The 24,081-nt window shown below is 69.2% G+C and carries 20 protein-coding genes; 10 read left to right on the forward strand and 10 right to left on the reverse strand.

Annotation, left to right across the window (positions count from 1 at the left end; translation table 11 throughout):
- Positions 1-65: 65 nt before the first annotated feature.
- Complete coding sequence (locus BKN51_RS15550) at positions 66-704, reverse strand: haloacid dehalogenase type II (RefSeq protein WP_101608350.1); 639 nt, start codon at positions 702-704, stop codon at positions 66-68.
- A gap of 64 nt (positions 705-768) precedes the next feature.
- Between BKN51_RS15550 and BKN51_RS15555 the strand changes: the two genes are divergently transcribed.
- Both BKN51_RS15555 and BKN51_RS15560 read left to right on the forward strand, forming a co-directional pair.
- Positions 769-1,320, forward strand: a complete 552-nt coding sequence (locus BKN51_RS15555) for a CGNR zinc finger domain-containing protein (RefSeq protein ID WP_101608351.1) — start codon at positions 769-771, stop codon at positions 1,318-1,320.
- Positions 1,321-1,387: 67 nt separating this feature from the next.
- A complete protein-coding gene (locus BKN51_RS15560; protein WP_101608352.1) occupies positions 1,388-2,569 on the forward strand; it encodes a Shedu anti-phage system protein SduA domain-containing protein in 1,182 nt (393 codons plus the stop codon).
- Positions 2,570-2,668: 99 nt separating this feature from the next.
- Here BKN51_RS15560 and BKN51_RS15565 read toward each other — a convergent pair whose 3' ends face one another.
- Positions 2,669-3,388, reverse strand: a complete 720-nt coding sequence (locus tag BKN51_RS15565; RefSeq protein ID WP_101608353.1) for a S1 family peptidase — start codon at positions 3,386-3,388, stop codon at positions 2,669-2,671.
- 481 nt (positions 3,389-3,869) lie between these two features.
- On the opposite strand from BKN51_RS15565, the gene BKN51_RS15570 reads away from it, so the two are divergent.
- Both BKN51_RS15570 and BKN51_RS15575 read left to right on the forward strand, forming a co-directional pair.
- Positions 3,870-4,565, forward strand: a complete 696-nt coding sequence (locus tag BKN51_RS15570; RefSeq protein WP_101608354.1) for a nitroreductase family protein — start codon at positions 3,870-3,872, stop codon at positions 4,563-4,565.
- Between the two features lie 174 nt (positions 4,566-4,739).
- On the forward strand, positions 4,740-6,134 hold the full coding sequence (locus BKN51_RS15575) for a Gfo/Idh/MocA family protein (protein ID WP_101613231.1): 1,395 nt from the start codon (positions 4,740-4,742) through the stop codon (positions 6,132-6,134).
- Here BKN51_RS15575 and BKN51_RS15580 read toward each other — a convergent pair.
- Entirely contained in the window at positions 6,127-6,927 is an 801-nt protein-coding gene (locus tag BKN51_RS15580; RefSeq protein ID WP_101613232.1) for an adenylate/guanylate cyclase domain-containing protein, read from the reverse strand. The genes BKN51_RS15575 and BKN51_RS15580 overlap by 8 nt on opposite strands.
- A 227-nt stretch (positions 6,928-7,154) precedes the next feature.
- Between BKN51_RS15580 and BKN51_RS15585 the strand changes: the two genes are divergently transcribed.
- Positions 7,155-7,751 (forward strand): DUF6801 domain-containing protein, encoded by a 597-nt coding sequence (locus tag BKN51_RS15585; RefSeq protein WP_101608355.1) that lies wholly within the window; start codon positions 7,155-7,157, stop codon positions 7,749-7,751.
- An 82-nt stretch (positions 7,752-7,833) separates the two neighbouring features.
- Positions 7,834-8,649 carry a hydrolase gene (locus BKN51_RS15590; RefSeq protein WP_233223142.1) on the forward strand — a complete coding sequence of 272 codons (816 nt, stop codon included), beginning with the start codon at positions 7,834-7,836 and terminating at the stop codon, positions 8,647-8,649.
- On the opposite strand, the gene BKN51_RS15595 is transcribed toward BKN51_RS15590, so the two are convergent.
- The 6 genes from BKN51_RS15595 to BKN51_RS15620 form a co-directional block, all read right to left on the reverse strand.
- Entirely contained in the window at positions 8,642-9,955 is a 1,314-nt protein-coding gene (locus BKN51_RS15595) for an MFS transporter (RefSeq protein ID WP_101608356.1), read from the reverse strand. The genes BKN51_RS15590 and BKN51_RS15595 overlap by 8 nt on opposite strands.
- Before the next feature lie 21 nt (positions 9,956-9,976).
- Complete coding sequence (locus tag BKN51_RS15600; RefSeq protein ID WP_101608357.1) at positions 9,977-10,837, reverse strand: DUF3592 domain-containing protein; 861 nt, start codon at positions 10,835-10,837, stop codon at positions 9,977-9,979.
- 181 nt (positions 10,838-11,018) lie between these two features.
- The gene (locus tag BKN51_RS15605; RefSeq protein ID WP_101608358.1) at positions 11,019-11,546 is read right to left on the reverse strand and encodes a hypothetical protein; all 528 of its coding nucleotides are present in this window, start codon (positions 11,544-11,546) and stop codon (positions 11,019-11,021) included.
- A gap of 58 nt (positions 11,547-11,604) precedes the next feature.
- The gene (locus BKN51_RS15610; RefSeq protein WP_101608359.1) at positions 11,605-14,637 is read right to left on the reverse strand and encodes a tetratricopeptide repeat protein; all 3,033 of its coding nucleotides are present in this window, start codon (positions 14,635-14,637) and stop codon (positions 11,605-11,607) included.
- A gap of 1 nt (position 14,638) precedes the next feature.
- Positions 14,639-15,694, reverse strand: coding sequence for a hypothetical protein (locus BKN51_RS15615; RefSeq protein WP_101608360.1), 1,056 nt, complete (start codon positions 15,692-15,694; stop codon positions 14,639-14,641).
- The gene (locus tag BKN51_RS15620; RefSeq protein WP_101608361.1) at positions 15,691-17,004 is read right to left on the reverse strand and encodes a hypothetical protein; all 1,314 of its coding nucleotides are present in this window, start codon (positions 17,002-17,004) and stop codon (positions 15,691-15,693) included. The genes BKN51_RS15615 and BKN51_RS15620 overlap by 4 nt, the downstream gene beginning before the upstream one ends.
- 101 nt (positions 17,005-17,105) lie before the next feature.
- Here BKN51_RS15620 and BKN51_RS15625 point away from each other — a divergent pair, with 101 nt between their 5' ends.
- Positions 17,106-17,807, forward strand: a complete 702-nt coding sequence (locus BKN51_RS15625) for a class I SAM-dependent methyltransferase (RefSeq protein ID WP_101608362.1) — start codon at positions 17,106-17,108, stop codon at positions 17,805-17,807.
- Positions 17,808-17,826: 19 nt separating this feature from the next.
- Here BKN51_RS15625 and BKN51_RS15630 read toward each other — a convergent pair whose 3' ends face one another.
- On the reverse strand, positions 17,827-19,818 hold the full coding sequence (locus BKN51_RS15630; RefSeq protein ID WP_217359073.1) for a tetratricopeptide repeat protein: 1,992 nt from the start codon (positions 19,816-19,818) through the stop codon (positions 17,827-17,829).
- Positions 19,819-20,038: 220 nt separating this feature from the next.
- Here BKN51_RS15630 and BKN51_RS15635 point away from each other — a divergent pair, with 220 nt between their 5' ends.
- The 3 genes from BKN51_RS15635 to BKN51_RS15645 are packed head-to-tail and all read left to right on the forward strand — an operon-like array spanning position 20,039 to position 24,070.
- On the forward strand, positions 20,039-21,751 hold the full coding sequence (locus BKN51_RS15635; protein ID WP_101608364.1) for an ABC transporter ATP-binding protein: 1,713 nt from the start codon (positions 20,039-20,041) through the stop codon (positions 21,749-21,751).
- Entirely contained in the window at positions 21,748-23,493 is a 1,746-nt protein-coding gene (locus BKN51_RS15640) for an ABC transporter ATP-binding protein (protein ID WP_101608365.1), read from the forward strand. The genes BKN51_RS15635 and BKN51_RS15640 overlap by 4 nt, the downstream gene beginning before the upstream one ends.
- Positions 23,494-23,512: 19 nt before the next feature.
- Complete coding sequence (locus tag BKN51_RS15645; protein ID WP_101608366.1) at positions 23,513-24,070, forward strand: TetR/AcrR family transcriptional regulator; 558 nt, start codon at positions 23,513-23,515, stop codon at positions 24,068-24,070.
- The last annotated feature ends 11 nt before the right edge of the window (positions 24,071-24,081 follow it).

Here is a 24,081-nt window from a genome sequence, read left to right on the forward strand (position 1 = left end):
TCTCCTTGCGGGGGTGCCTCGGTGGGGACTGGGATGAACCTAGCGGGAGGCACCGACAGTTCTGATCACGCGTGCCGTTCGCCGAGCTGAGCGGCCAGATCGAGGAGGTCGTCGGCGTAGAAGTCGAAGCGATCGGTCTCCGACGGAGGGTCCCCGACGGGCCTGGCGATGTAGGCGGTCCGCAGACCGACGCTCTGCGCGCCCCGCAGGTCCCACGCATGGGCGGCGACCATCAGCAGCCGCTCCGGCGGGGCGCCGGACACCTTGACGGCCAGTTCGTAGACCGCGGGGTCCGGCTTGTAGCTCCGCACCTCTTCGGCGGAGAGCGCTTGATGCCAGCGGAGGCCAGCGTGGGCGTTCATCCGGAGCAGGGCCGTCCGGCTGGCGTTGGAGAGCCCGATCAGGGGGTGGTTCTCCGCCAGCCGGGCCAGCCCTTCGACGGTGTCGGGCCAGGGCGGCATCCTGCGGCCCGCTGTCGCGAGCGCATCCGTTTCGGCGGCTTCGCGGTCGAGGACGTCGCTCGCGGCGTACGGCCTGTCCCCTGCGACGATGCGGCGCTGCTCGGTTTCAAGGTGGCCAAGCCATCGCTCGACCAACTCGTCCGCGTCGGCATACGGCTGGGCTTGCTGGACGGCCGCGCGAATCCCGGCCGGTTCGTCGACGAGCGTGCCGAGTATGTCGAACACCAAAGCGTCGATCTCCACGGTCAGCCTCCCAGTAAGGGTTAAAGTGTCGGTTAACCGTGAACGTACGAGAGGCTGGTAAGGGATGCAAGTAGTGTTAGACGATTACGTCTGGGCGGCGGGCATCGCTACCGAGCTGGTCAACACCGCTCCTGAGGTCTGGCACGGCGAGGAACACCTGCCGGATCTCGCCGCTTTCACTGACCTTCACTCTCTGCCCGCCCCCACCCGGCCCGGTGAGCTGCGGGCTGTCCATCGGCTGCGCACCACGGTGCGGGAACTGATCGATCAGCCGGACCGGGCACGCCTCATCGCCGGAGCTTCCGCGCTCACTTCGCCGGCCGGTGCCGTCACCCTCGCCACCTCGTCTGGCCGTTCTCGGTGGGCTGTTTCCCCGCAACCGGGTGCGACGGTCGCCGACACGCTGTCCCTGATCTGCGGCGTCGGGATCCTCGGTGTCGTCCAAACTCTCGGCGCTGAACGGTTCCGTGCGTGTGGCGCCCCCACCTGCCAAGGCGCGTTCATCGACACGACGCGCCCCGGACGACGGAGGTACTGCATGCCGGGCTTGTGCGGGAACCGCGTCAACGTCTCAAACCACCGGGCACGCCGAGCAGCGGCGCACGCCCCTCGGTAAGCCTCAACAGGCCCGTGTTGCCTCAAATGCAGACGACCTCATCATTGCCGAACAGCGGAACGGACACATGTACATCAGATCAGACTCGGTGCTCAAGTACTTACTTCTTGCCATTCATGAACAGGCGAGCGACGACGAGGTCGCCCAGACCATCATGGACACACTCGAGTACATCGGAACTACCAGTCCGTACCGAGGAGGGCGACAACTGCTCAACCTCCTACAGTTCGCCAGAAGAACAGCACGAGACAGGAATGCCGACCACACCGCTCAGGGTTTGAGCGACGCCTTGGATTACTCGAGCGGCAAGATGCTCGAGGAGGACTTGAATCGCAAGTACCCCCTCTATTCAGGAAGCGGACAAGACGACAAACAGATGCTTGAGCGCACCATGAGCGGCGCGAACGCCTTGGCAGCACAAGAGATCACAGACTACCTCAAGGAAAACCCCGGAGCCTCAGGTGAAGAAGTACGGGACTACTTCACACAGCAAGGCAGGAGAGCGCTACGCTTCGCCCGCGCGAGACGCCAAGGCCATTATGGAGCCTTTCGCATACGGTCAGATATATCCGCTTGGATAGTCGACGTCTTGGCCGATCGAGTCGACTACGTTCATCACTTCAACGGAAATCGGCCTTCACTCGATGACCTGCTCGCCTTGCCAGACATCGACACCATCTTGACCGTAGCGCAAATCACGCGACGCCGACACCAACTGGCAGAGTTACGGCAGATCGTCGAGAATCGCTACAGCTCAGAGGAGAACATCCAGAAAGCCTTGTCGGGGTCATGGTGGATCTTCGGCGGAAAATTCATCGGCGAGCTTACCCGGCGACGGCTGACAATCGGCATGGAGGCTGATATCCCACTCCTCCGGCCGGACGGCGTGCTACACGTTGTCGAACTGAAAAAGGCGAATGTCGAGATCGTCAAGCGGTACCGAAGCGGGCACGTTCCGACTTCTCCCGTGCACAACGCCGTAGGCCAGGCCGCGAACTATCTACGACAATTCGATGAAGAGCGTAGCGAGATTGCCGAAAGGCTCGGCGTGGAGACCAGGCGATCGTTTGCGACGGTTGTGATCGGGCACCCCATGTTCCAGCCCGACATCGAAGCATGGCAGATAAACGACGCCCTGCGAACCTACGGGAGTCACCTGAGCAGGATCGATATCCTCACCTACGCGGAACTCCTGGATAGCGCTGAACGGTCACTGGATTTCGGAGAGGCCACCGACCACGAATCGTAAGTCTCGAGTCGCACTGAGGAGCCGTTTACGTGACGGCACCTCGGCAACACGGAGCCCTCCCCGGCAACCACCGAGAAGGGCTCCGCTCACACCAAGGGATCAGACGCCGGCGATCTGCTGGATCCAGGGCCGGTACCGCGTGATGTTCGTGTACGCGGTCGTCGTCTGGCGGTCACTGGTCGACGCGACGCCGACCTGGCGGCCGGAAGCGAACATCGGGCCACCCGAGTCTCCACCGGCGGTGATGCCGTCGCCGCGGCTCGCGCACACCGCGATGCCGCCGTTGTAGTCACGGCAGGCGACCGAGGTGACCCGGACGTTGGCGACCTTCAGGTAGCGCGACTGGCAGTTGATCTCCGAGCCGCACTGGCTGGTCGCGCCCCAGCCGTAGACCTGCACGGTCTGGCCGACGGAGACGTTGGCGGTGGTGCCCAGCGGCGAGTACGTGGCCGTCACCGGCGCGGTGAGCTTCACGATCGCGAGGTCCGCGCTGGCGTGGCGGGTCACGGTCGAGCCGGTGGCCATGGTGCCGCCGCTCTGCTGGTCGAGGCTGCCGATCCGGAAGGTGAACGTGCCGGCGCTGGCCACGCAGTGCTTCGCGGTCAGGATGTATTGCGGTGCGATGATCGTCGAGGTACACGTTTGCCGGCCGTTGGCGAAGAGTCTGGCTGCCCAGGGGCCGCTCGACGCGTTCTGGCCGCCGATGATCATCGGCTGGACATCGGAGGACGGTTCCGCGGCGGACGCCACGGGGGCGGTCACGCCGAGCATTGCCGCGAAGGCGGTGCCGGCGATCAGGGCGAATGAGCGCAGTCGCATGGTTCCGACTCATTTCTGCGGCGAGGGGCACTGCCGCGTGCCGAGGGAAGGATCGGCCGATTCTGTTACGCGGCAAAGGAAATCGGACACCTCCGAAAGTCGCGTAGAAGGTACCTATCTTTCCGTTTCGGCCACCGTTAGGTGTTTGGTCCAGGTATCCGGGCCATGCCGTCTACGCCGGCCGGGCGATGTATGGCCCGATCGGCGGCCACCTACGGAGACAGATGGCCGCATAACTCTAGGGACATAGCACCAAAATGAGTGGGCCCAAGGCAATCCGCCTGCGGCGATGACCGATGCGACGTTCCGTCTTTGGAACGGGAAGATGGGCGACGAGGAGAACGGCTGAGGTGGCTCTGACCTGGCTGACGAGCCCGTCGAGCTCGCCGAGCGCGCCGCCGCCTGGTTCCCACGCACGAAGAAACGGTACTGAGCACGACAAGGCTTCCGGAAAGCCCCGTCCACCACCACAATCGGGATCATGACCGCAGCACAGTGGACCCCGACCTATGGCGACCCCTTCGAGCCGGTGGCCTACCACCCCGCCCGCATGTCCGCGGACGAATCGCTGGCCACCGCCGCCGATCTGCGCCGCCGCATGGACACCCGCCGCACCGTGCGGATGTTCTCCACCGACCCGGTGCCCGAGCAGGTGCTGGTGGACGCCATCGCGGTGGCCTCCACCGCGCCCAGTGGCGCGCATCAGCAGCCGTGGACCTTCGCCCTCATCAAGGATCCCGCGACCAAACAGCGTATCCGCGAGGCCGCCGAGGAGGAGGAACGTGTCTCCTACGAGGGCAGGCTCGGCGAGGAGTGGCTGTCCGCCTTGCGGCCGCTGGGCACCGATGCCGTCAAGACCCACCTCACCGACGCCCCGTACCTCATCGTGGTCTTCCAGCAGCGCTACTTCCTCGACGAGGACGGCACCAAGCACAAGCACTACTACGTGGACGAGTCGGTAGGCATCGCGGTCGGGATGCTCCTCACGGCTTTGCACCTGTCCGGGCTGGCCGCATTGACGCACACGCCGTCGCCGATGCGGTTCCTCGGCGAGCTTCTGGAGCGGCCGCAGAACGAGAAGGCGTTCGCCGTCATCCCGGTCGGTTACCCGGCGGACGACTGCGTGGTGCCGAACCTCGTGCGCAAGTCGATCGACCAGGTGCTGATCCGCCGCTGACCCCGCGCGTGACCCGGGTGCGTACGCGCACCCGGGTTGCGTGAAACATCCGATTCCACACAGTCAAACTGCGCATTAGTGCAGTTTACTGCTCACTTTGACGCATCTCTTGACATATCTGGCGGCGATTGGACACAGTCTGGGCACCGAAGGCGACACGAAGGAGTGTTCTTCATGGCGGACCTGCCCTCTGTTTCCCGGCGGACCCTGTTCGGTGGCGCGCTCGCCGCCGGAGCGCTCGCCGCGATCCCGGTGAGCGCCGACGCCGCAGAGACCACCGGTGCGGAAAGTTCACCTCGCCGCCCTGGTCAGCGCAGCATGATCGGGGTGCCGTTCGAGCGGCACCAGACCGTCCGGATCGGGCTCATCGGGCTCGGGAACCGCGGGATGTCCATGATCGGCGGGTGGAGCGCCGTGCCGGGCGCGGTGGTCACCGCGGTCTGCGACATCCGCGCCGAGCGGGCGAAGGCCGCGGCGGACAAGCTCGCCGCCGACGGGCGACCGCGGCCGGCCGAGTACGGCGGTTCCGCCGACGCCTACAAGAAGATGCTTTCCCGCACCGACATAGACCTCGTCTACATCGCGACGCCGTGGGAGTTCCACTACCCGCAGGGCAAGGCCGCCCTGGTCTCCGGCAAGCACGTCGGGATCGAACTGCCCATCGCCACCGAGCTCGACCAGCTGTGGGATCTCGTCAACACCAGCGAGCAGACCCGCAAGCACCTCTTCCTCGCCGAGAACTGCAGCTACGGCCGCAACGAGCTGGCCATCCTCAAGATGGCGCACGAGGGTGTCTTCGGCGAGGTCACCAACGGGCACGGCGGCTACCTGCACGACCTGCGCGAGCTGCTGTTCTCCGACACGTATTACACCGACGCGTGGCGCCGCAAGTGGCACACCCGCAGCACCGCGAGTTTCTACCCGATGCACGGTCTCGCCCCGATCGCCGCCTGCATGGACGTCAACCGCGGCGACCGGTTCGCCACCCTGCGCGCCACGGCGACCGAGCCGAAGGGGCTCGCCGACTACCGGAAGCGGCACATGCCGCCGGGTCACCCGTCGTGGAAAGAGACCTACATCAACGGTGACCTGGTCAGCTGCTTGATCGAGACCGAGCAGGGGCGGATCATCCGCGCCGAGCACGACGTCAGCTCGCCGCGTCCGTACAGCCGCATCAACAGTCTCGCGGGCAGCCGCGGCATCGTGGAGGACTATCCCGCGCGTATCTACGTGGAGCCCGACCACAGCGGTCACGCGTGGAAGGACTTCGGGCCGTACCGCGAGCGCCACGATCACTGGCTCTGGAAGAAGCTCAAGGACGACCCGAACCTCGGCGGTCACGGCGGCATGGACTACGTCCTGCAGTGGCGGATCGTGCAGCAGATGCGCGCCGGGCTGGTGCCCGACATCGACGTCTACGACTCCGCGGCCTGGTGCTCGCCCGTACCGCTGAGCGTGGTCTCGCTGGCCCGCGGCGGCAAGCCGGTCGCGGTGCCGGACTTCACGCGCGGCGGCTGGTCGAAGCCCCGGGCGGGGCTGGATTCGCAGCCGTCGGACATGCCTAAGTAGCCGAATAGCGAGGTACGACGCGGTAGACCTGGAGATCCTTCGGGGTCCCCTTGGCACGGAAGTTCCGGCGCGGGCGCACGATGACGGCGTCCGCGTCGAGTTCTTCCACGACGCTTCCGCTGGCCAGCACCTCGTCGCCGTCCGCGGCCGCCATGATCCGGGCGGCGATGTTCACGTCGACGCCGAGGTAGTCGTTGCCGACCCGCTGTGGGTTGCCCCGATGCAGGCCCGCCCGCAGGTGCGGCAGGTAGCCCTCCGCCTTGATCACGCTCACAGCGGAACACGTCTCGTAGGCGGCGTTCACCGCCTCGCCCGGGTCGGCGAACACGGCCATAACACCGTCGCCGAGCCCCTTGACGACGCTCCCCCGGTGCCCGGTGACGATCGACTCGGTGACGTCGGCGACCGCGCGGAGCAGCTCGAGGACGCGGTCGTCGCCGGCGTGCAGCGCCCAGGTCGAGAAGCCGACGAGGTCGGTGAACAGCACCGTGATGCCGTTGGCGGCCAGCGGCTGGTTCCCGGACCGGCGGACAGCCTGCCAGGCCTGCACCGCGGCCAGGCCCAGCTCACGGGTGGCGCTGGGGCGATCGGCTCCCGCCTCGGTGAGCAGCCGGGCGAGTCTGTCCGACGAACGGCCGGTCGACGGCGCCAGCGGGTCACCGGGCGCGTCTTCCCCCGGGACGAGCTTGCGGAGGAACCTCGCGCCGCGCACCAGTTCGCCACGCTGGTCCGTCGCCCGCAGGAACTTGCGGGTCCGGAGGTGCCATGGCTCGGGTCGGTCGGTCACGATCATGACCATAGCCGGTCACCTCGTGACCGGAGCACCTGTCACCGGGGTGACAAGAATCGCCGCCTCATTTCCCCTTTGCGCTTTCACGTGACAATTAACGTTCCAGCCATTCCGCATACGCGTGACAAGATCGGCACGTAAAGAAAATGCACGCGATCTTTCCCTTTCCTCGTTGGTGACTTTCCACCTAGATTCGGCGTCGAGCCCATTCAACGACGAAAGGACCTGACATGACGGAAACCCTCGTACGAAAGGGTGTTCGCCGGTTTTGCGCGGCCGGGATCGCGGCCGCGGTCGCCGGAACCGTAATGCTCACCGCGGCGGGAACCGCGGCCGCCGTCGAAAAGAATCTCACGTACAAGGGCGGCTTCCCCATCATCGGCGACCAGCAGGTGGCCGTGGTCGTCAAGGCGGAAATCCCGGCGACCGCCCAGGCCGGAACGCCGATTTCGGTGCCGTTCACCCTCGACGTCGATTCCGGGCAGGCCGCGGGCGACGGGCTCCGGCTGGTCGGGGCCAAGAAGCTCTCCGGCACGATCACCTCGAAGGTCAACATCGCGCTCGGCGAGCAGCAGGTGTCGATCCCCATCGAGCTGCCCATCCCGGACACCGAGGTGCCCGCCGAAGGACCGCTGAAGTTCACCGCGTCGGGCCAGGTCGACTTCACCATCCCGGCGGGGACCCCCGCCGGTGAGGCGACCAGCAGCGTGGACCCCGCGGCGACCTCGCACATCGTCACCGACAGCTCGCTCGGCGAGTTCGACGTCCAGCTCGCGCTCGACCCGCCCGACCAGGACGCCGTCCTCGGCAAGACGACCGTCAGCTGATCACCCGTCTTCCCCCGGCTCGCCGAGCCGGGGGAAGACGCGTCTTGACCTCCAGCGCGCTGGAGGTTGCACGCTGTCGATCATGTGGATTTGCGACAGGTGCGGTATCGAACATCCCGCCACCCCGGAGCCGCCCCGGTGCGTTCTCGACCGCGGCGAGGTCGGCATCGAGGAAGCCGGTGACCTCGGCGCGCACACCGGACGCTGGTGGACGCACGAGGAACTGATCTCCGCGCCGCACAAGACCTTGCACCGTGATCACGGCCGCGGCCTGCACAGCATCAAGCGGGACCCGCATTTCGCCATCGGGCATTGGTCGTTCGTCGCGGTGACCCCGGCGGGCGCTCTGCTCTGGGACCCGCCGTCCTGGTTGGACACCGAAGTGCTCGACCTCGTGCGCGGGCTCGGTGACGTCACCGCGATCGCCACCAGCCACCCGCACATGTTCGGCGCCCAGCTCGGCTGGAGCCGCGCGCTGGGCGGAGTCCCGGTGCTGGTCAACGAACGCAATCGCGAGTGGCTGCCCGCGCCCGATCCGGCGTTCGAGTTCTGGGACGAGCACGCCGAACCCTTGCCCGGCCTCGAACTCGTCCGGCTCGGCGGGCATATGCGGGGCAGCGCCGTGGCCAGGACGCCGGACGGCAGCATCCTGGCCGGCGACACGATCACCGGTGGGCTCGCGCCGGACTGGGTTTCGTTCCAGCGGAACTTCCCCAAGCACATACCGATGTCCGCCGCCGTCGTGCGCCGGATCGTCGACCGGCTCGACGAGTTCTCCTACGACCGGCTCTACACCCTCGGCGGCGACACCATCGACCGTGACGCGCGCGCTGTCGTGCGCCGAAGCGCCGAGACCCACATCCGGTGGGTCCGCGGCGACTTCGACCACCTCACTTGATCGCGTTCTGTTCCTTGCGGCGGAAGGACAACGCGATGAACCCCGCCATCGCCATGAAGAACGCGACGGCCCACATCCCGGCGCGGAAGCTGCCGGTCAGGCCCTGCAGCCAGCCGGTGAGATAGGGACCGACGAAGCCCGACAGGTTGCCGAACGAGTTGATCAGGCCGATCCCGGCGGCGGCGCCGACGCCGGTGAGGAAGGCGTTGGGCAGCTGCCAGAACACCGGGATCGCGGTGAACACTCCGATCGCACAGAGGGTCACCGCGATCATCACCAGCAGTGGCGAACCCAGGTACAGCGCGACGGCGATCGAGACCGAGCCGACGAACGCGGCGATGGCGACGTGCCCCGCCCGTTCGCCGGTGCGGTCGGAATGGCGCGCCCACAGCACCATCGCCACGGCGGCCACGGCGTAGGGAACCGCCGTGATGAGCCCGATCTCCACGACGCTGTACGTGGTCTGGAACTGCTGCTGGAAGCCCTTGATCACCTGTGGGAGGAAGAACGCGAGCACGTAGAGGCCGAAGATGATTCCGAAGTAGACGGCGCTCAGCGCGAGCACGCGCGGATCGGTCAGTGCCGATCGCGTGCTCACCTCCTTGCCGACCTCGCGGGTGTCCTCGGCGTCGATGGCCGACTGCAAGGACGTGCGCTGCACCGGAGTCAGCCATTTCGCGTCCTTCGGCCGGTTCGGCAGCAGGAAGAACACGGCCACGCCGAGCAGGATCGAAGGCACTCCTTCGGCGAAGAACATGAAGCGCCAGCCCGCGTCGAAGCCGAGGACGCCTTCGCCGTTCTGGATGAGCAGGGCGGAAACCGGACTGCCGATGACCGACGAGAGCGGCACCGCGAGGAAGAACAGCGCGACGATCTTGGCTCGTTGCTTACGCGGGAACCAGTAGGTCAGGTACAGGATGATGCCGGGGAAGAACCCGGCCTCGGCGATACCGAGCAGCACCCGGACGATGTAGAAGCTGACCTCGCCCTGGATGAACGCGGTGGCCGAGGCGACGATGCCCCAGGTGACCATGATCCGCGCGATCCAGATGCGGGCGCCGACCTTGTGCAGGATGACGTTGCTGGGTACCTCGAAGAAGAAGTACCCGACGAAGAACAGGCCGGCGCCGAGCCCGTAGGCGGCCGAGCTGATGCCGAGGTCGGCGTTCATCGTGAGCGCCGCGAACCCGACGTTGACCCGGTCCAGATAGTTGAGCAGATAGAGCAGCCCGAGGAACGGGACCAGCCGGATCATCGCTTTGCGGACCGCTTGAGAGGTGGACACCTCTGCCGTCTGTTCGTCCATCCGCGGGAGTGTAGAGGGCGGTCAGAACATCGGGGGCAGGAAGGCACCGAGGTTCCCGCCCGCGGCCCGATCGGCCGGGTCCGGATCGATCTGGACCGAGTCCGGGTTTTGCGGGTCGTAGGTGACCTTCACCGTCGAACCGCGGGACGGGGCTTGCAACGGCGGCGTGATCATCGTCGAAATGACCGTCCGCTCCCCGGCGTCCGTCGGGAACCGGACCTGCACGGTGAACCTCGGATTCCCCATCACCCAGACGTTCGTGAACTCGACGCCGATGACCTGCCCCATCACCTGGACCCCGGACTGGGCCAGCGCCTGCGCGCGGTCGTCCGCCTCCGCCTTGGTGACGAACGCCCGCCCCAGCACCATGACCATCACCAGCGCGGTCACCCCGGCCACCGCCGGCACGAGATACGGCTCGTAGTAGACGACCCAGTCGACGTCGGTCCACGGTTCGGCCGCGCCGCCGCCGGACGGCAGCCGTTGCCCCACCGACTCGGGCGGTGTCCACGAGGGAATCGCGGCGCCGCTGCCCAGCGCCACCCCGACGGACGCGGCCAGGCTGCTCGCCCGGAAGCCGAGGCCCATCCCGCGCAGTGACATCCCGCCGCCCCACAGCATCGCGAACCCGAGCGACGAGGCGACCGTGATCGAGATGCTGAAGAGCAGGACGAGCGAAACCGCCGGGCCCGCGTCGGCCCCCCACGCGTCGACGCGGTTGAGCGACATCAGCCGGAAGCCGTCCAGCAGCCCGAGGGAGCCCGACCAGCCCGCGACCGCCCAGGCGAGCGTCGTGGGCACGCCGAGCAGCCACAGGCGCAGGCCGGGACGGCGGGCCTGCCGGGGGTCTCCCGGCAGGCCGAACTCGAAGGATCCGAACATCGTCGCCGCCTATCTGTTTGTTGGAACCCGCGACCGCGATCGACGTCGGCAGGGCGCGGCATGGCAAATCACGTCACGTGAGCAAAACGGCGCCCTGCCACCGCGATAGCGGGGCCTTCGGCCGGGCGGGTTCACGCGTCTGGTCACTTCTCCGAAGTTCTCTCAGCTCCGCCAACCGGCGCTAACCGATCGGGCCGAACACGGCGACCTTCGCCGGGTCGGCGGGGTCGACGCGGGCTTCGTGACGGGTGCCGGGCGCGTACTGCTGGATCGTCGCCAGCGGCGTGATCAGCTGGGCCACCGTCTGATACGTGGTGCCGTCGGCGCGGGTGACCTCGAGCGTCGCGGTGTACTGCGCCTGCCCGGCGATCCTCCGGCCGGTCGGCTCCAGCCCGCGGATCACCAGGGTGGCGGGCTCGCAGGTGTCGTAGAGCCGCCGCAGTTCGGTGCCGTAGGCCTGGAGTTCCTGCTGCTGGCGCAGCTGCTCGTCCATCGGCAGCGCCAGGAACGCCGCCATGTCCGGGTCCGCGTTCATGTTCCGGAACGCCTGCGCGGCCAGCTGCGGGGTCGGCAGCTGCGGGGTGATGTCGTGCCCCTGCGCGGCGGCGGCCTGCCGGAACTGCTCGGCGTGCCGCTGGAAGTCCTGCTCGCCCCGCGCCATGCCCTGCTGCGTCGCGTCGTTGATCTTGTCGCGGATCTTCTTGAACATCGGGTCCCGCCTTTCGCTGTGTCGTTCTCGATGAACACAGCTTCGGCCGGGTGGACCGCTACCGAACCCAGGTTTTCCCGTCGTCGGTCGCGTCGAGGCAGGTCAGGGGCGCCCAGAAGACCGGAGAGTTCGCGGGTTCGGGCTCTTCGCGCCAGCGGGCGAGCCGGGACCGCTGCCAGGCGTTCAGCTCGGTGACCGGATCCTCGCCGGCGAGCGCGGTGTCGACGGTGATGACCAGTTCGGACATCGGGTCCGAACCGGGCACGGCGGCCGAGGTCGGCAAGGCCCAGACCGTGGCCGCGACCAGCCCCGCTCCGGCCGCGACGGCGGCGAGGAGGACGCCGAACGGTTCGGCCAGGCCGAAATCGCTCGCGCTGGCGCAGCCGATCAGCGCGACCCGCGCGGGCATGGTGTCCACTTCGGACAGTGCCAGGTCGGCGGCGGTGTACGGCCGGTGCGGTCCGATCGGCGCGGCCGATCCGGGCAGGTCGGCCGAACAGGACAGGTGCAGCGCGGTCTGCGCGCCGTACTCGTCGCGCACGCGGCTGACGTGGCCCACGAACACCAGCCGTGAACAGGGTCGTGACAGGAGTTCTGCGAGCAGACGGCGGTCGGTGTCGGTGCGACGGACCAGGTCGAGCCCGCGTGCGGCCTCCGGAAGAACCGGGCCGTCCGCGAGCCGCGCGTCCAGATGGCGGATCAGCGGCGACGTCGCGTCCTGCTTGCCGAGCACGGAACCCAGCTCGCCGAAGGCACTCTGACCGGGGATCCGGGGGTCGAGCAGGTAGACCGGCGGGCCGTCGGCGGCGGGCGGGCGGCGCGGGATCCCGGCCGGGGCGAGCAGCGAGACGTCGGCGACGTCGAGGACCCGTTCGTCGCTGTCGAAACAGGTTCCGATCTCACCGATGTCGAGGACGTGGTCGGCCCGCCGGTCCGGCAGGGCCAGCAGCCCCCAGGGGACACCGGCGAGGCTCGGGGACGGCTGGATCCGCAGGAGCGGGCGGTTTCCTTCGGCCGCGGAACGCCGGAGCCGCCCGACCAGGTCGGCGGGCAGAAGATTCAGGGCGAGGACACGGGCCAGGCGTTGCTCACCGGCGAGGCTGCCGAAGGCCTCTTCGCCCAGTGAGCGCCGGACGGCGTCGGCCACGCTCTCGCCCTCATGCGGTGTCGGGGAGGCGGCGTCCAGGAACTCGCGAGCCGTCCCGACCAAGGCGAACTCGATCGGATGGGTGTGGACGGTGTCGAGGTCTTCGGTGGTCCGCCAGGTCAGGAAGGTGTGCCCAGCGTCGGCGAAGCGCAGGAGGAACGTCTCACGCCCGGGCCGGGCGGCGGGCCAGGTCTCGACGGTTTCGACGGCGAGCCCCGGCAGGCGATACCGCTCGCCGGCGAGGCGGTGCCACCGATCCAGCTCCATGGGCGAGGACGGCGACCAGCGCAGGGCGGGTGGCGGAGCGAGCCGGAGCGGGAGCGAGGACGTGACGGAACCCAGTGCCGCCAGGGGAAGCCGATCGTCCTCAGTGGACGGGAGGACTTCCAGGGTCGGCAGCGTCCCGGTCAGGTCGAGCGACGGCCCCTCGACCCCCGTGTACGCGCCGACCGCGCAGGTGCGCTCGATCAGCTCGGCCGCGAGCCTCGGCTCCTTCAGCTGGGTCAGCAACGTCAGCGCCAGCCCCATCGTCGGAGCCGCGATGTCCCGCGCCCAGGCCGTGCGCGCCTGCGGCGAGACGAACTCGAACCGGTACTCCGCCGCCGCGAGCGCCAGCGGGAGCACCAGATCCAGCACCGCCCGCAGGTCTTCCCCGCGGGCGAACCCGATCGTGGCCGCCACGAAATCCGTGTGCAGGTGGTCGGCCCACTCCCCCGACTCCCGCGCCGATTCCCTGGCGCGGGTCGCGTAGTCCTCCGCCGTCGCCCAGTCGCCTTCCGCCGCCGCGCAACGGGCCAGTGCCGTGTCGACGAGGCGCAGGCCCTGAGCGTCACCGTTGGCCGTCCGGATCGTCTTCGCGTGCTCGAACTGTTCCCTCGCCTGCGCGACGTCGCCCGTGTACAGCAGCAACATTCCCAGCGCGTGGCTCGCCTCCGCGACGTCGCCGGTCAGGCCCGCCGCGGCGAGTTCGTCACGGGCGGCGACGATCGCGGCGACCGCGCCGGGGAAATCGCCCGCCAGGGCACGAGCCTCCGCCAGCCCGATGTCGGCCTTCGCGGCCACCGGGGCGCCCGCGTGCTGAGCGCTCAGTCTGAGCAGGTCGGCCCGCGCGTCCGCGTCCTCGCCACCCGCATGGCGGATCCGGGCACGTTCGGCCCTGGCCATGGCCTGCTGCTGGATGGTCCGCTCGCGGATCTCCTCGATCCCCGCCATCGCGTCCAGCATCGTCAAGATCTCCTCGAGTGCCGTCCGCGCACCCGCCAGATCCCCGGCGGCGATCTGGACACGCACCTCGAAGATCCGCAGTTCCATCTCGTCGGAACCGTGGACGTCCAGCAACTCGGGCGGATACTGGTCCGGCCCCGCGTCCTTGCGGAACGCAGCCCGGCGGCGCTGCCCGGCGATCAGCTCGCGCGCCTCGGCGACGTCGCCCGCCTCCGTGGCCAGGGAGACGAGCACGCGCTCGGCGACCTCCCGTGAGCCTTCGATCATCCGCGCCTCGGCGAACTGTCCGAAGTGGACGATGGCGGCGGCGCTCACCTTGAAGACCTGGAGCACGGCCTCCGCGCATTGCCTCGCGTTGCGCAGGTCCCCCGCGGAGTAGCAGACATGGGCCAGATCGCTGACCGCGGCGAGTTCGAGGTCGGTCCGGTCGAGCTTCTGCGCGATCTCCCGCATCCGGGCGTACTTCCGGTGCGCGCCGGCGACGTTCCGCAACGCGGCGAGCTGCTTGGCCTGGTCCTGGACCTTGGCGGCCTCCATGAGCAGCTTGCGGTACTGGCGTTCGGACAGCGAGCATGCGGGCACCTCGCCGTACGGAGCCGGGTCGAGCTCGAAATGCCTTGCGACACAACGACAGTTGTAGCCGTGTGAAGTCGCGGGACTCAGTTCGGGCGGGAGCGGGCGGTCCGGCGGGGTCTGGGGCGGCGGCATGCCGACGAGCACGTCAGAACTCCTCTTCGGCGGAAGTGGCCGCCGCCCGTTCGGCGAGTGTCCGGTCTTCCGGCGGGCGAGCCCGCACGAGCGCGACCACGGCCGCCCGGTCCTCCGCCGTGGTCCCGGCGACCCCTTCCGCGGCAACACCGACGACGAGCCCGATACGTCCACTGTGGACGCTCGCCGCGAGACGGGACGCGGCGTCGTCCAGGTCCGCCGTCCCGGTGAACCGCCCGGCGCCGAGTGCCAAGGGAACCTCCGCGAACCGCTCGCCGTCATGGGTCGCGACAGCGGTGAGCGCGGCGTCGGCGAACGCCCCCGTGACGTCGACTTCGAGCCGGGTGGTGGCCGCGGCCGTGACGATCCGCCAGGTCACCGTGCCTTCGGCGGCATCCAGGACCCCGGGTGGAACCCGCGCCCAGTCGACGCTCGCGCGTCCGCTCGTCAGTAAGCCTTCGCCGGGAACGCCAGATTCGGCGCCCGCGGCCAGCGCGTACGCACGCTGCCCCGGTGCCGCCGTTTCCAGACGCACCAGTACTTCCGCCGCGGCTTCGGCGCGCACGACGTCGTCCTGCTCGTCGAACCAGGCCGCGAGGCGGGTGCACAGGCTCCGGACGTCGGCGGCGACCGGCGGCGCGGCGGCGAGGAGAGCGCCGTCCGCGATCGCCGTGTCGAACAGTTCGGCGGGGGAAGCTTCGAAAGCGTCGAGGAGGCCTTCTGCCAGGTCCTCGACCGCTGCCGTCGCGACCGCCGTTTCGAGGTCCAGCAACGCCGGGTCGAGCGACGGGACTCCGAGCGACGGGCTCGCCGGCCACCAGCGGCGCAGCCAAAGCAGCAGAGCGAGTCTGCCCAGTTCCGGGCTCGCGGGGAGATCCGCCTGCCCCTGGCCGAGCACGGTGAGACTGGTTTCCGCGCCCACGAGCCGGGTCAGCCACGGTTCGGCGGCCCCGGCGTCGCTGAGTTCGATCCGCATCGAGGACGTCCGGCCGCCGAGCAGGTCCGCGAGGGCGAACCGGACGAGGGCGCCGTCCGCCGCGACGACGGGGTTGTGCACCGGATGCGTCACGACACGGCCTCCAGATCCGGCAGGCGGGCCACGAGCGCGCGGCGCACCTTCGTCCGCAGATCCAGCGAGGTCGACCGGACCACGCCGGTGACGAGGTCGCGGACGTCGGCGGCGTCGGCGGGCAGATCGCCGCGGACGTCGAACCCGTGCAGCCGGACCCACAGCCTGCTGAGGAACTGCTTGGCGAACTCACGCAGATCGCGCAGGAGTTCGGCGTCGGGCCGTGGGGTGAGCGGCGTGGCCCCGGCCAGGGCGCGGCGGGCGTGCAGCACGTAGCCCTCCCGCGCGACCTGGGCGTTGAGCTGCCGCGCGAATTCGGGGACGCCCGCGGGCGCGGCGCCGTCGAGCGGCCGGAGCGCGGGCGCGAGGACGACACCGAGCGCGAAACAGGCCGCCAGCGAGGGAAGGCCGAGCCCGAAACCGGCCGCGACCCGGGCCAGTTCGTCGTCGACGAGGTCGGCGACGGGAGCCCGCTCGTCCGGGGGAAGACGGCGCAAGGTCGCGCGGACCCGCCGTTCGACGCTGCGCTCGAGAAGTTCGGCGCCGGTTTCGTCACGCCGGTTCAACGGCGGGACGGCGGTGCGGTCCCCGCGCTGAAGGCCGAGGTCCGGCACGGGCAGCCCGGAGATCTCCTGAACGGCCGTGCGCAAGGTTTTCGCCCCGCCCGGCCTTCGCAGCGCGAGCCCGAGGGCGTGCCCGGTCTCCGAACCCGCGAGGGCTCGCCAGGTGTTGTCGGAAAGGCTCTCGACGAACGCCTGGAGCGCGGTGATGTCCTGCGGCACGACGGACTCGGCATGCCAGCGGCGATGCAGTTCCGCGGTCAGATCGGCCGACAGCCGGGGATCCGCGAGGTAGCCGGTGAGCTGATCGACGCCCGCCACGCCGCCCTCACCGTGCAGATCGCGCAACGCCGCCTCGGCCGTCGCCGTCGCGTCCGGGCCCGGTGTGCCGAAACCGGTCGCCAGCTCGTACGCCAGCGGGAAGCACACGTCCTGGACGTTGCCCGCCGTGATGCGCAGGGCGCGGCGCTGCCGTTTCAGGTGGGTGAACCACGCGGCCGTCGCGCGCAACCTGTCCGCGTCGGCCAGCAGCAGTTCCGTCAGCTCCGCCGCGGCGGCCGGGTCCAGCACGGGACGGCCGAGCCGGGGACGCGCCGCCGTCCGGATCACCAGCGGGTCGATGATCTTCTTGATCGTCCGGGTGAGCGGGCCGCCGTCCGCCGACGACAGGACCTCCACCCCGGGGACGCTCGCCCATGCCTGCGCGAGAACGGCCGACCGCAGCCGGGACTCGCCCGATCCCGTCGTCAAACGCCCTCCCCTCGCTCTGACCGCACTCTAACCGAGCAGACGACGCGGACGGCTTCTCCCGGTCTTTACCCTGGGAGACCGGGGGCGGGAGGAGTGCCTGGATGCCGACGCCGGCGAACGATGCCGTACCCGTCGACTACGAGACCGATCCCGACCGCTTCGCCGCCAATGTCCTCTCGACGGCGCGGTTCTCCTCGTACGGCGACGTCCATCCGGAGATCGCTCGCCGTCTCGAAGACTGCTCCCTCGTGCTGGACGTCGGAGGCGGCACCGGGGCGCTCTCGCGGTTGCTCACCCGCAGGCGGGTTCCGACCGTGGTGGCCGACCTCTCGTCGCACGTGTCCCGGGCGCCGGGGTTCGCGGTGCGGGCGGATGTCGCCGGTCTCCCCTTCCACAGCGGGACCTTCGACGGCGCCGCGGCCCTGTGGATGCTGCACCACGTGCCCGAACCGGTCGAGGCGCTCGCCGAGGTGAGCCGGGTCCTCACTCCCGGTGGCCTCCTCGCCGTTTCGACGTCCAGCCGGTGGAACGACCCCGAGCTGGCATGGGCGCTCCCCCGCTGGGGACGGCCGTCGAGCTTCGACGCCGAGGTCGCGGAAACCCTTTTGGGCAAGGTGTTCGAGGTGGAATCGGTCCGGACGTGGGACGCCCCGCTCGTGACGCTCCCCGATCACGCCGCGGTCGCGTTGTTCCTGCGTGGCAGGGGTCTTCCGGAATCGACCGCGCGGCGGCTCGCCCGCGCGGTCGAGGTTCCGTTGTCTCTCACGAAAAGAGGACTGGTGGCCTGGGCGCGGAAGCGTTGAGGCGCGGGTGACGAGTGGGTCACCTCGCCTTGATCCGCCGAAGCCGCGCGTACACGTCCGCCGCTCTCGGCGCGCCGAGTTCGTTGAAGATCTTCAGTGCGTCCCCCCAGCAGCCCTTGGCCGAATCGACCTTGCCCTTCGCTTCCCAGAGTTGGCCGAGATGGTCCAGCGCCGCCGCTTCGCCATAGCGATCCCCCATCTCACGCCGGAGTTCCAGCGCCCGGTCCAGCTGTCCCGCCGACTCCCCGCTCCGGTTGATCTTCTGGAACACGAGCGCGAGCCCCACCAGCGTTTCCGCCTCACCGTAGCGGTAACCGATCCGATGGCGGATGTCCAAAGCCTGCCGAAGGTTCTCGTAGGCCTGATCGAACCGGCCCAGCTCGTGGTTCGTGAGACCGAGGAAGTGCAAGGTCTGCGCCGCTCCCCATTCGTCGCCGAGCGCGCGGAAGACCGAGAGCGCGTCGGCGTGGTGGTCGAGGGCCTCGGCGAACCGCCTCTGTTCGTGGTAAGCGATTCCCAGGCTGATCAAGGCCTGGCCCTGTCCCCAGGAGTCGCCGATCCGGCGCCGGATGGCGAGCGCCGACTCCAGGTACTCCAGCGCCTCTTCGAACCGGCACAGGTCCCGATGAGCGATCCCCAGTCCCGCCAGAAGGGACGCCTCGCTGAACTGGTCGGAACATCTCCGAGCCGCCTCCACCCCGGTCTTGTAGGTCGCGATCCAGTCGGCCCACGGTTTGCGCAGCGTGAAGAACGCCCACAGCGCGAGCGGTAACCGGCACGCGATCACCGGCCAGTCCGCGGCCAGCGCGGCGTGCACCGACGCGACCAGATTGGGTTGCTCGGCCTCGCACCAGGCGAGCGCGTCCCCGTAGGTGCCGAATTCGAGCCTGCCGGAGACGGCGGCGGAGAACTCCATTTCGGTGCGCCGTCGCATGGGGGTGAGTACGCGATCCGCGGAATCGGCGCAGGCGAGATACCACTCCAACAACCGTTTCGGCGCGTTCTCCCGCTCTTCGGCCGATTCCTCGGCTTCGACGCATTCCTTCGCGTAAACCCGCAGCAGGTCATGGAACCGGAACCGGTCGCGATCGACTTCGAACAACAGACATCCGCCGGTGAGATTGTCGAGCCTGCGCCGGACCTCGGCCGAGGGCATACCGGACAGCACGGTCGCGGTGGTCACGCTGATGGTCGGACCCGGATGAAGGCCGAGCAACCGGAAGACACGGGCGGTCTCGGGATCCAGCGACCGGTACGACCACGAGAACACGGGCCGCAGGGCGGACATTTCGTCGTCACCGGTTTCGAACGCGTCCAGCCTTCGCGCTTCCGAAGCGAGCTCGGCGAGGAGGTCGGCGACTCGCAGGTACGAATGGGCGGCCACGCGTTCGCCCGCGATCCGCAGCGCGAGGGGAAGGTGCCCGCACAGATCGGCGAGTTTCGCTGTCGCTCCGGGTTCCTCGTCCGCCCGGCCCGGCCCGATCGCCTTGCGCAGCAGGGCTTCGGATTCGGCCGGGGACAACATGTCCAGGGTGATCCGCCGCGCGCCGTTGCGCACAACGAGACCGGACAGGCTGCTGCGGCTGGTCACCATCACGAAGCAGCCGGAAGTACTGGGCAACAGGGCCCGGACCTCGTCCGGCGAGGTGACGTTGTCCAGGACGATGACGAACCGGCGATCATTCACCATCGAACGAAAAAGCGCCGATTTCGCCTCGAGGCTCCGCGGAATCATCTTCCCGGGAACCTCGAGCGCCAGCAGAAACCCCGCAAGGACCTCGTGCGGCGTACTCGGCGGCCCGGGCGCGTAGCCGTGGAGATCGCAATAGAGATCTCCGTGGGGAAACCGGTCGCGCTGCCGGTGCGCCCATTGCACGGCCAGGGCGGTCTTTCCGGCGCCTGGCGCGCCGGCGACGATCGCGACCGCGACCGAGTGGCCGTCCTCGCCCCGGTCCGCGATGTCGCTGAGCGAAGCCAGTTCCGTCTCCCTCCCGACGAAGGTGGCGGTCACGGCGGGCAGCTGATGCGGCGTCAACGGAGAACGGGCCGCGGAGTCGTCGTCCCAACGATCCATATTCAAGAGTCGCCCGGGAAACGCCCACTGTCGCGGGTTGTCCCCGTTCCCACCTGAATGGCGCAAGCGCGTGGCCCACGTCACAGTGAACTCCCTTGACTGACCGTCGGTCAGTGGAACTAAGGTAACCCTAAATCAACTAGCGAAGGGGGTGCCGGTGGGACGCATCATGACGCTGGCGACCGGAGTACGCGGCTATCTCGCCGTCGGCGTTCTCCTGCGCGTCGCCGTGACTTGCACCTACATCGGCCAGGGGCTGCTGCTCGCCAGGGTCCTGGAGCAGATGCTGACCGGACACGGGATCGGCGAACAGATCCGGCCGCTGGCGGGCGTCGGGGCCGTCGCTCTGCTCCGATTCGGGCTGACGTGGATCGCGGAGATCGTCAGTCAGCTCACCGCGGCCGCGACCAAACAGGAACTGAGGACGCGGGCGTTCGCGAAACTGGCGGAACTCGGCCCAGGGCACACGTCCGGTGAACGCACCGGCGAGCTGAAAGGCGCGCTCGTCGAGGGCATCGAGTCCCTGGAGGCGTACTACGCCCGCTACGTGCCCTCACTCGTCGCGGTCGCGGTGACGCCGGTGATCGTGCTCGCGGTGCTGGCGGGACACGACCCGTGGTCCGCGGTGATCGTGGCGGCGTTCGTCGTCGCCGCGCTGATCCTGCCCAAGCTGTGGTCGCGGATGCTGAAGCGCCGCGGCGACGAACTGATGACGGCCTATCTCGGGATGGGCGCGACCGTGCTGGACACGCTCCAGGGTTTGGTCACGCTCAAGGCGTTCGGCGCGGCCGGGCGGCGCCGCGAGGAACTGTCGACCGTGTCGGGCAAGCTGATCACCGGCTGGAACCGGGTGATGGCGGTCGCGCTGATCGCGCAGATGATCTACACGCTGGCGATCGTCGGCGGGGTCGCGGTGACCGTCGCGGTCGCGTCCGTCCGGGCCGCGAGCGGATCACTGGACGTCGCCGCGTTGTTCGTCGTGCTGGTGCTTTCCGGTGAGGCATTGCGAGCGGTCGGCGTGCTGGCAACGTCGTTCCACGCCAGTTACGACGCCGCGAGCGCGGCCGACGTGCTGCACGGGTTGTTCGCCCGGCGGCCACCCGCTCCGGAGCGCCCGGGGGTCGTTCCGGCGGAGGGGGTGACGGCGTCGGTCGGCTTCGAAGACGTGTCCTTCGCCTACACGGAAGGCGAGACCGTCCTCAGAGGACTCTCCCTGCGTCTGGCGCCGGGCGAGACGGTCGCCGTCGTCGGCCCGTCGGGTGCGGGGAAGTCCACGCTCGTCGCGCTGCTGCAACGCTTCCTCGATCCCGGCGCCGGACGGGTGACACTGGGCGGGCACGACCTGCGCGATCTGCCGCTCGGGCAGATCCGGTCGATGATCGGGCTCGTCTCGCAGGACACCTATTTGTTCGGCGGCACCATCCGGGACAACATCGCGCTCGCCCGCCCGGACGCCTCGGACGAAGAGATCGCCGCCGCCGCGAAGGTGGCCGACATCCACGACTTCGTCACCGGCCTGCCGGACGGCTACGCCACCGAGGTCGGGGAACGGGGTCTGCTGCTCTCCGGCGGCCAGCGTCAACGGGTCGCGATCGCCAGGGCGGTCCTGCTGGACGCGCCGATCCTGGTGCTGGACGAGGCCACGGCCAGCGTCGACGCCGCCACCGAGGCGTCGATCCAAGCGGCACTGGGGAGACTGACCCGGAACCGCACCACGCTGGTGATCGCGCATCGGCTCTCCACCGTGCGCGACGCGGACCGCATCGTCGTGCTCGACGCGGGTGTGGTCCACGAAACGGGAACCCACGACGAACTCCTCGCCCGCTCCGGGCGCTACGCCGATCTCCTCTCCGCACAAGGAGCCTCATGAACGCCGTCGTCACCTCCCCGCTCCGCGCGACGCTGAATCGCGCACGGCAAGGGAAAGCCACCCTGGTGCTCGCCTTGATCGGCGGTGTCGCCCAGCACGCCGGGGCCGTCGTCGCCGCGGCCGCAGGCGCCTGGCTGATCGCGACCGCCGTGACCGGCGCCGGACCCGGCGGCCTCTCCCCCGGCCTGATCGTTCTCGCCGCGGCCGTCGTCGTCGCGGGCGCCGGGACGTGGGCGGCCGCGCAATTCGGGCACGCCTTCGCCTTCCGGTACCAGGCCGATCTGCGGCTGGCGCTCTACGACGGCTTGGAACGAAGTGCGCCCCGCGAATTGCAGGGGCGGCGGACCGGCGAGGTCGCGGCGATCGCGATGGGCGACATCGAGCAGCTCGAACTGTTCTTCGCGCATCTGCTCCCTGGCGTCCTCAACGCGGTGACCATCGGCGTCGCGAGCGTCGCCGCCCTCGCCACGATCGACGTCCGGCTCGCGGCCGCAGCGGGGGCAGGCATGCTGCTGACCAGCCTGGTGCCGATCATCGTGGCGCGCCGGACCGAACGCGGCGGGCAACGGCTCCGGGAGGAGATCGGCGGCCTGAACGGCGACGTCGTCGACGGGGTGCAAGGAATCCGCGAGCTGCTGGCCTTCCGCCAGGTCGGCGCGTGGCAGGCCAAGCTCACCGCACGCACGTCGGCGATCCGCAGTCACCAGCTCGCGCACGGACGCGCCGTCGGCTTCCAGAACGGCGTGACCGACTTGCTTTCCTCGGCCACCACGATCACCGTGCTGATCACGGCGGTCGTCCTGAGCGCGTCGAACGGGATCTCACTGGTGACCGCGACCGTCGCGGTCGGCCTGGTCATCGCCGCGGTCCGCCCGGTCACCGAAGTGGTCGAGATGGCGGGACAGCTGTCGCCGCTGCGCGCCAGTGCCCGCCGGGTGGTCGAGCTGATCGACCAGCCGGCGCAGGTTCCGGACTCCGCGAACGCCACGCCGGCGGTGAGCTCCCCCTCCGTGTGCTTCGATCACGTGTCGTTCTCCTACGAACCCGGTCGTCCCGTGCTCGACGACGTCTCGTTCGAAGTCCCCGCGGGCTCGACCGTCGCGATCGTCGGGCACTCCGGAGCGGGCAAGTCGACCTGCGTCAATCTGCTGCTCCGGTTCTGGGATGTCGGCCGGGGCGCCATCACCCTCGGCGGCAACGATCTGCGGGACTTCCCGTTGGCGGGACTGCGGGACCACATCACGGTCATCCCCCAGGACGTCTACCTGTTCGACGCCACCATCGCCGACAATCTCCGCCTCGGGCGGCCCGGCGCGACCCTCGCCGAACTCGAAGCCGCCGCCCGTGCGGCCAACGCTCACGGCTTCATCGAAGCGCTGCCCGAGGGATACGACACGAAAGCGGGTGAACGGGGACTGCGGCTCTCCGGCGGTCAGCGGCAGCGCCTCGCCATCGCCCGCGCGCTCGTCTCGCCCGCGTCGGTCCTGGTCATGGACGAGGCCGCCTCGAACCTCGACACCGAAAACGAACGGGACATCCAGGCGGCGCTGCGGAATCTGCGCCGCGGGCACACCACGATCGTCATCGCGCACCGCCTGTCCACCATCCGCGGCGCCGACCGCATCGTCGTCCTCGACGCGGGCCGGGTCGCCGAAATCGGTACCCACGAAGACCTCCTGGCCAGGGGCGGTCCCTACGCCCGGCTCATCGCGGCGCAGCACGGCGGCGTCGTCGGAGCTTGAGCCGTCCTAAGCTGGGGGCATGAAGAGCACGGCACCCAGGACCAAGCCCTCGGACGAGCGCCGGACCGATCTGCTCGACGCGGCCGAGGAACTGGTCCAGAACCAGGGGGCCGAGCGGTTCACCGTCGAGGACGTCACCACGGGGGCAGGCGTCGCGAAGGGCACGTTCTATCTCCACTTCACCAGCAAGGGAGATCTGCTGGACGCGCTGCGGGACCGCTACGTACGCCGGTTCGCCGAGGTCCAGCTCTCCGCCGCCCGCGTGGAGGGCGGCGTCGCCGGGGTGCGGGCGTGGATGCGGGCGGGCGTCACGGAATACCTCCGCGACGTCCGCCTCCACGACGTCCTCTTCCACCCCTCGACACGCGGCGAGCGGGACACGCCGAACACGGTGGTCGACACGTTCGCGGAGTTCCTGGCGTCGCTGGACTCACCGCCCGCGGATCCGGAGACGACGGCTTTGATCCTGTACTCGGCGATGCACGGGGTGACCGAGCACATCGTGCACACGCCGGGGACGGGTGACCGGCTGCTGGCGGGGCTGGACCGGCTCGTGGTCTCGGTGCTGGAGGTCTGACGGGTCGTGAG

It is taken from the genome of Amycolatopsis sp. BJA-103, assembly GCF_002849735.1.
Classification (GTDB): Bacteria; Actinomycetota; Actinomycetes; order Mycobacteriales; family Pseudonocardiaceae; genus Amycolatopsis.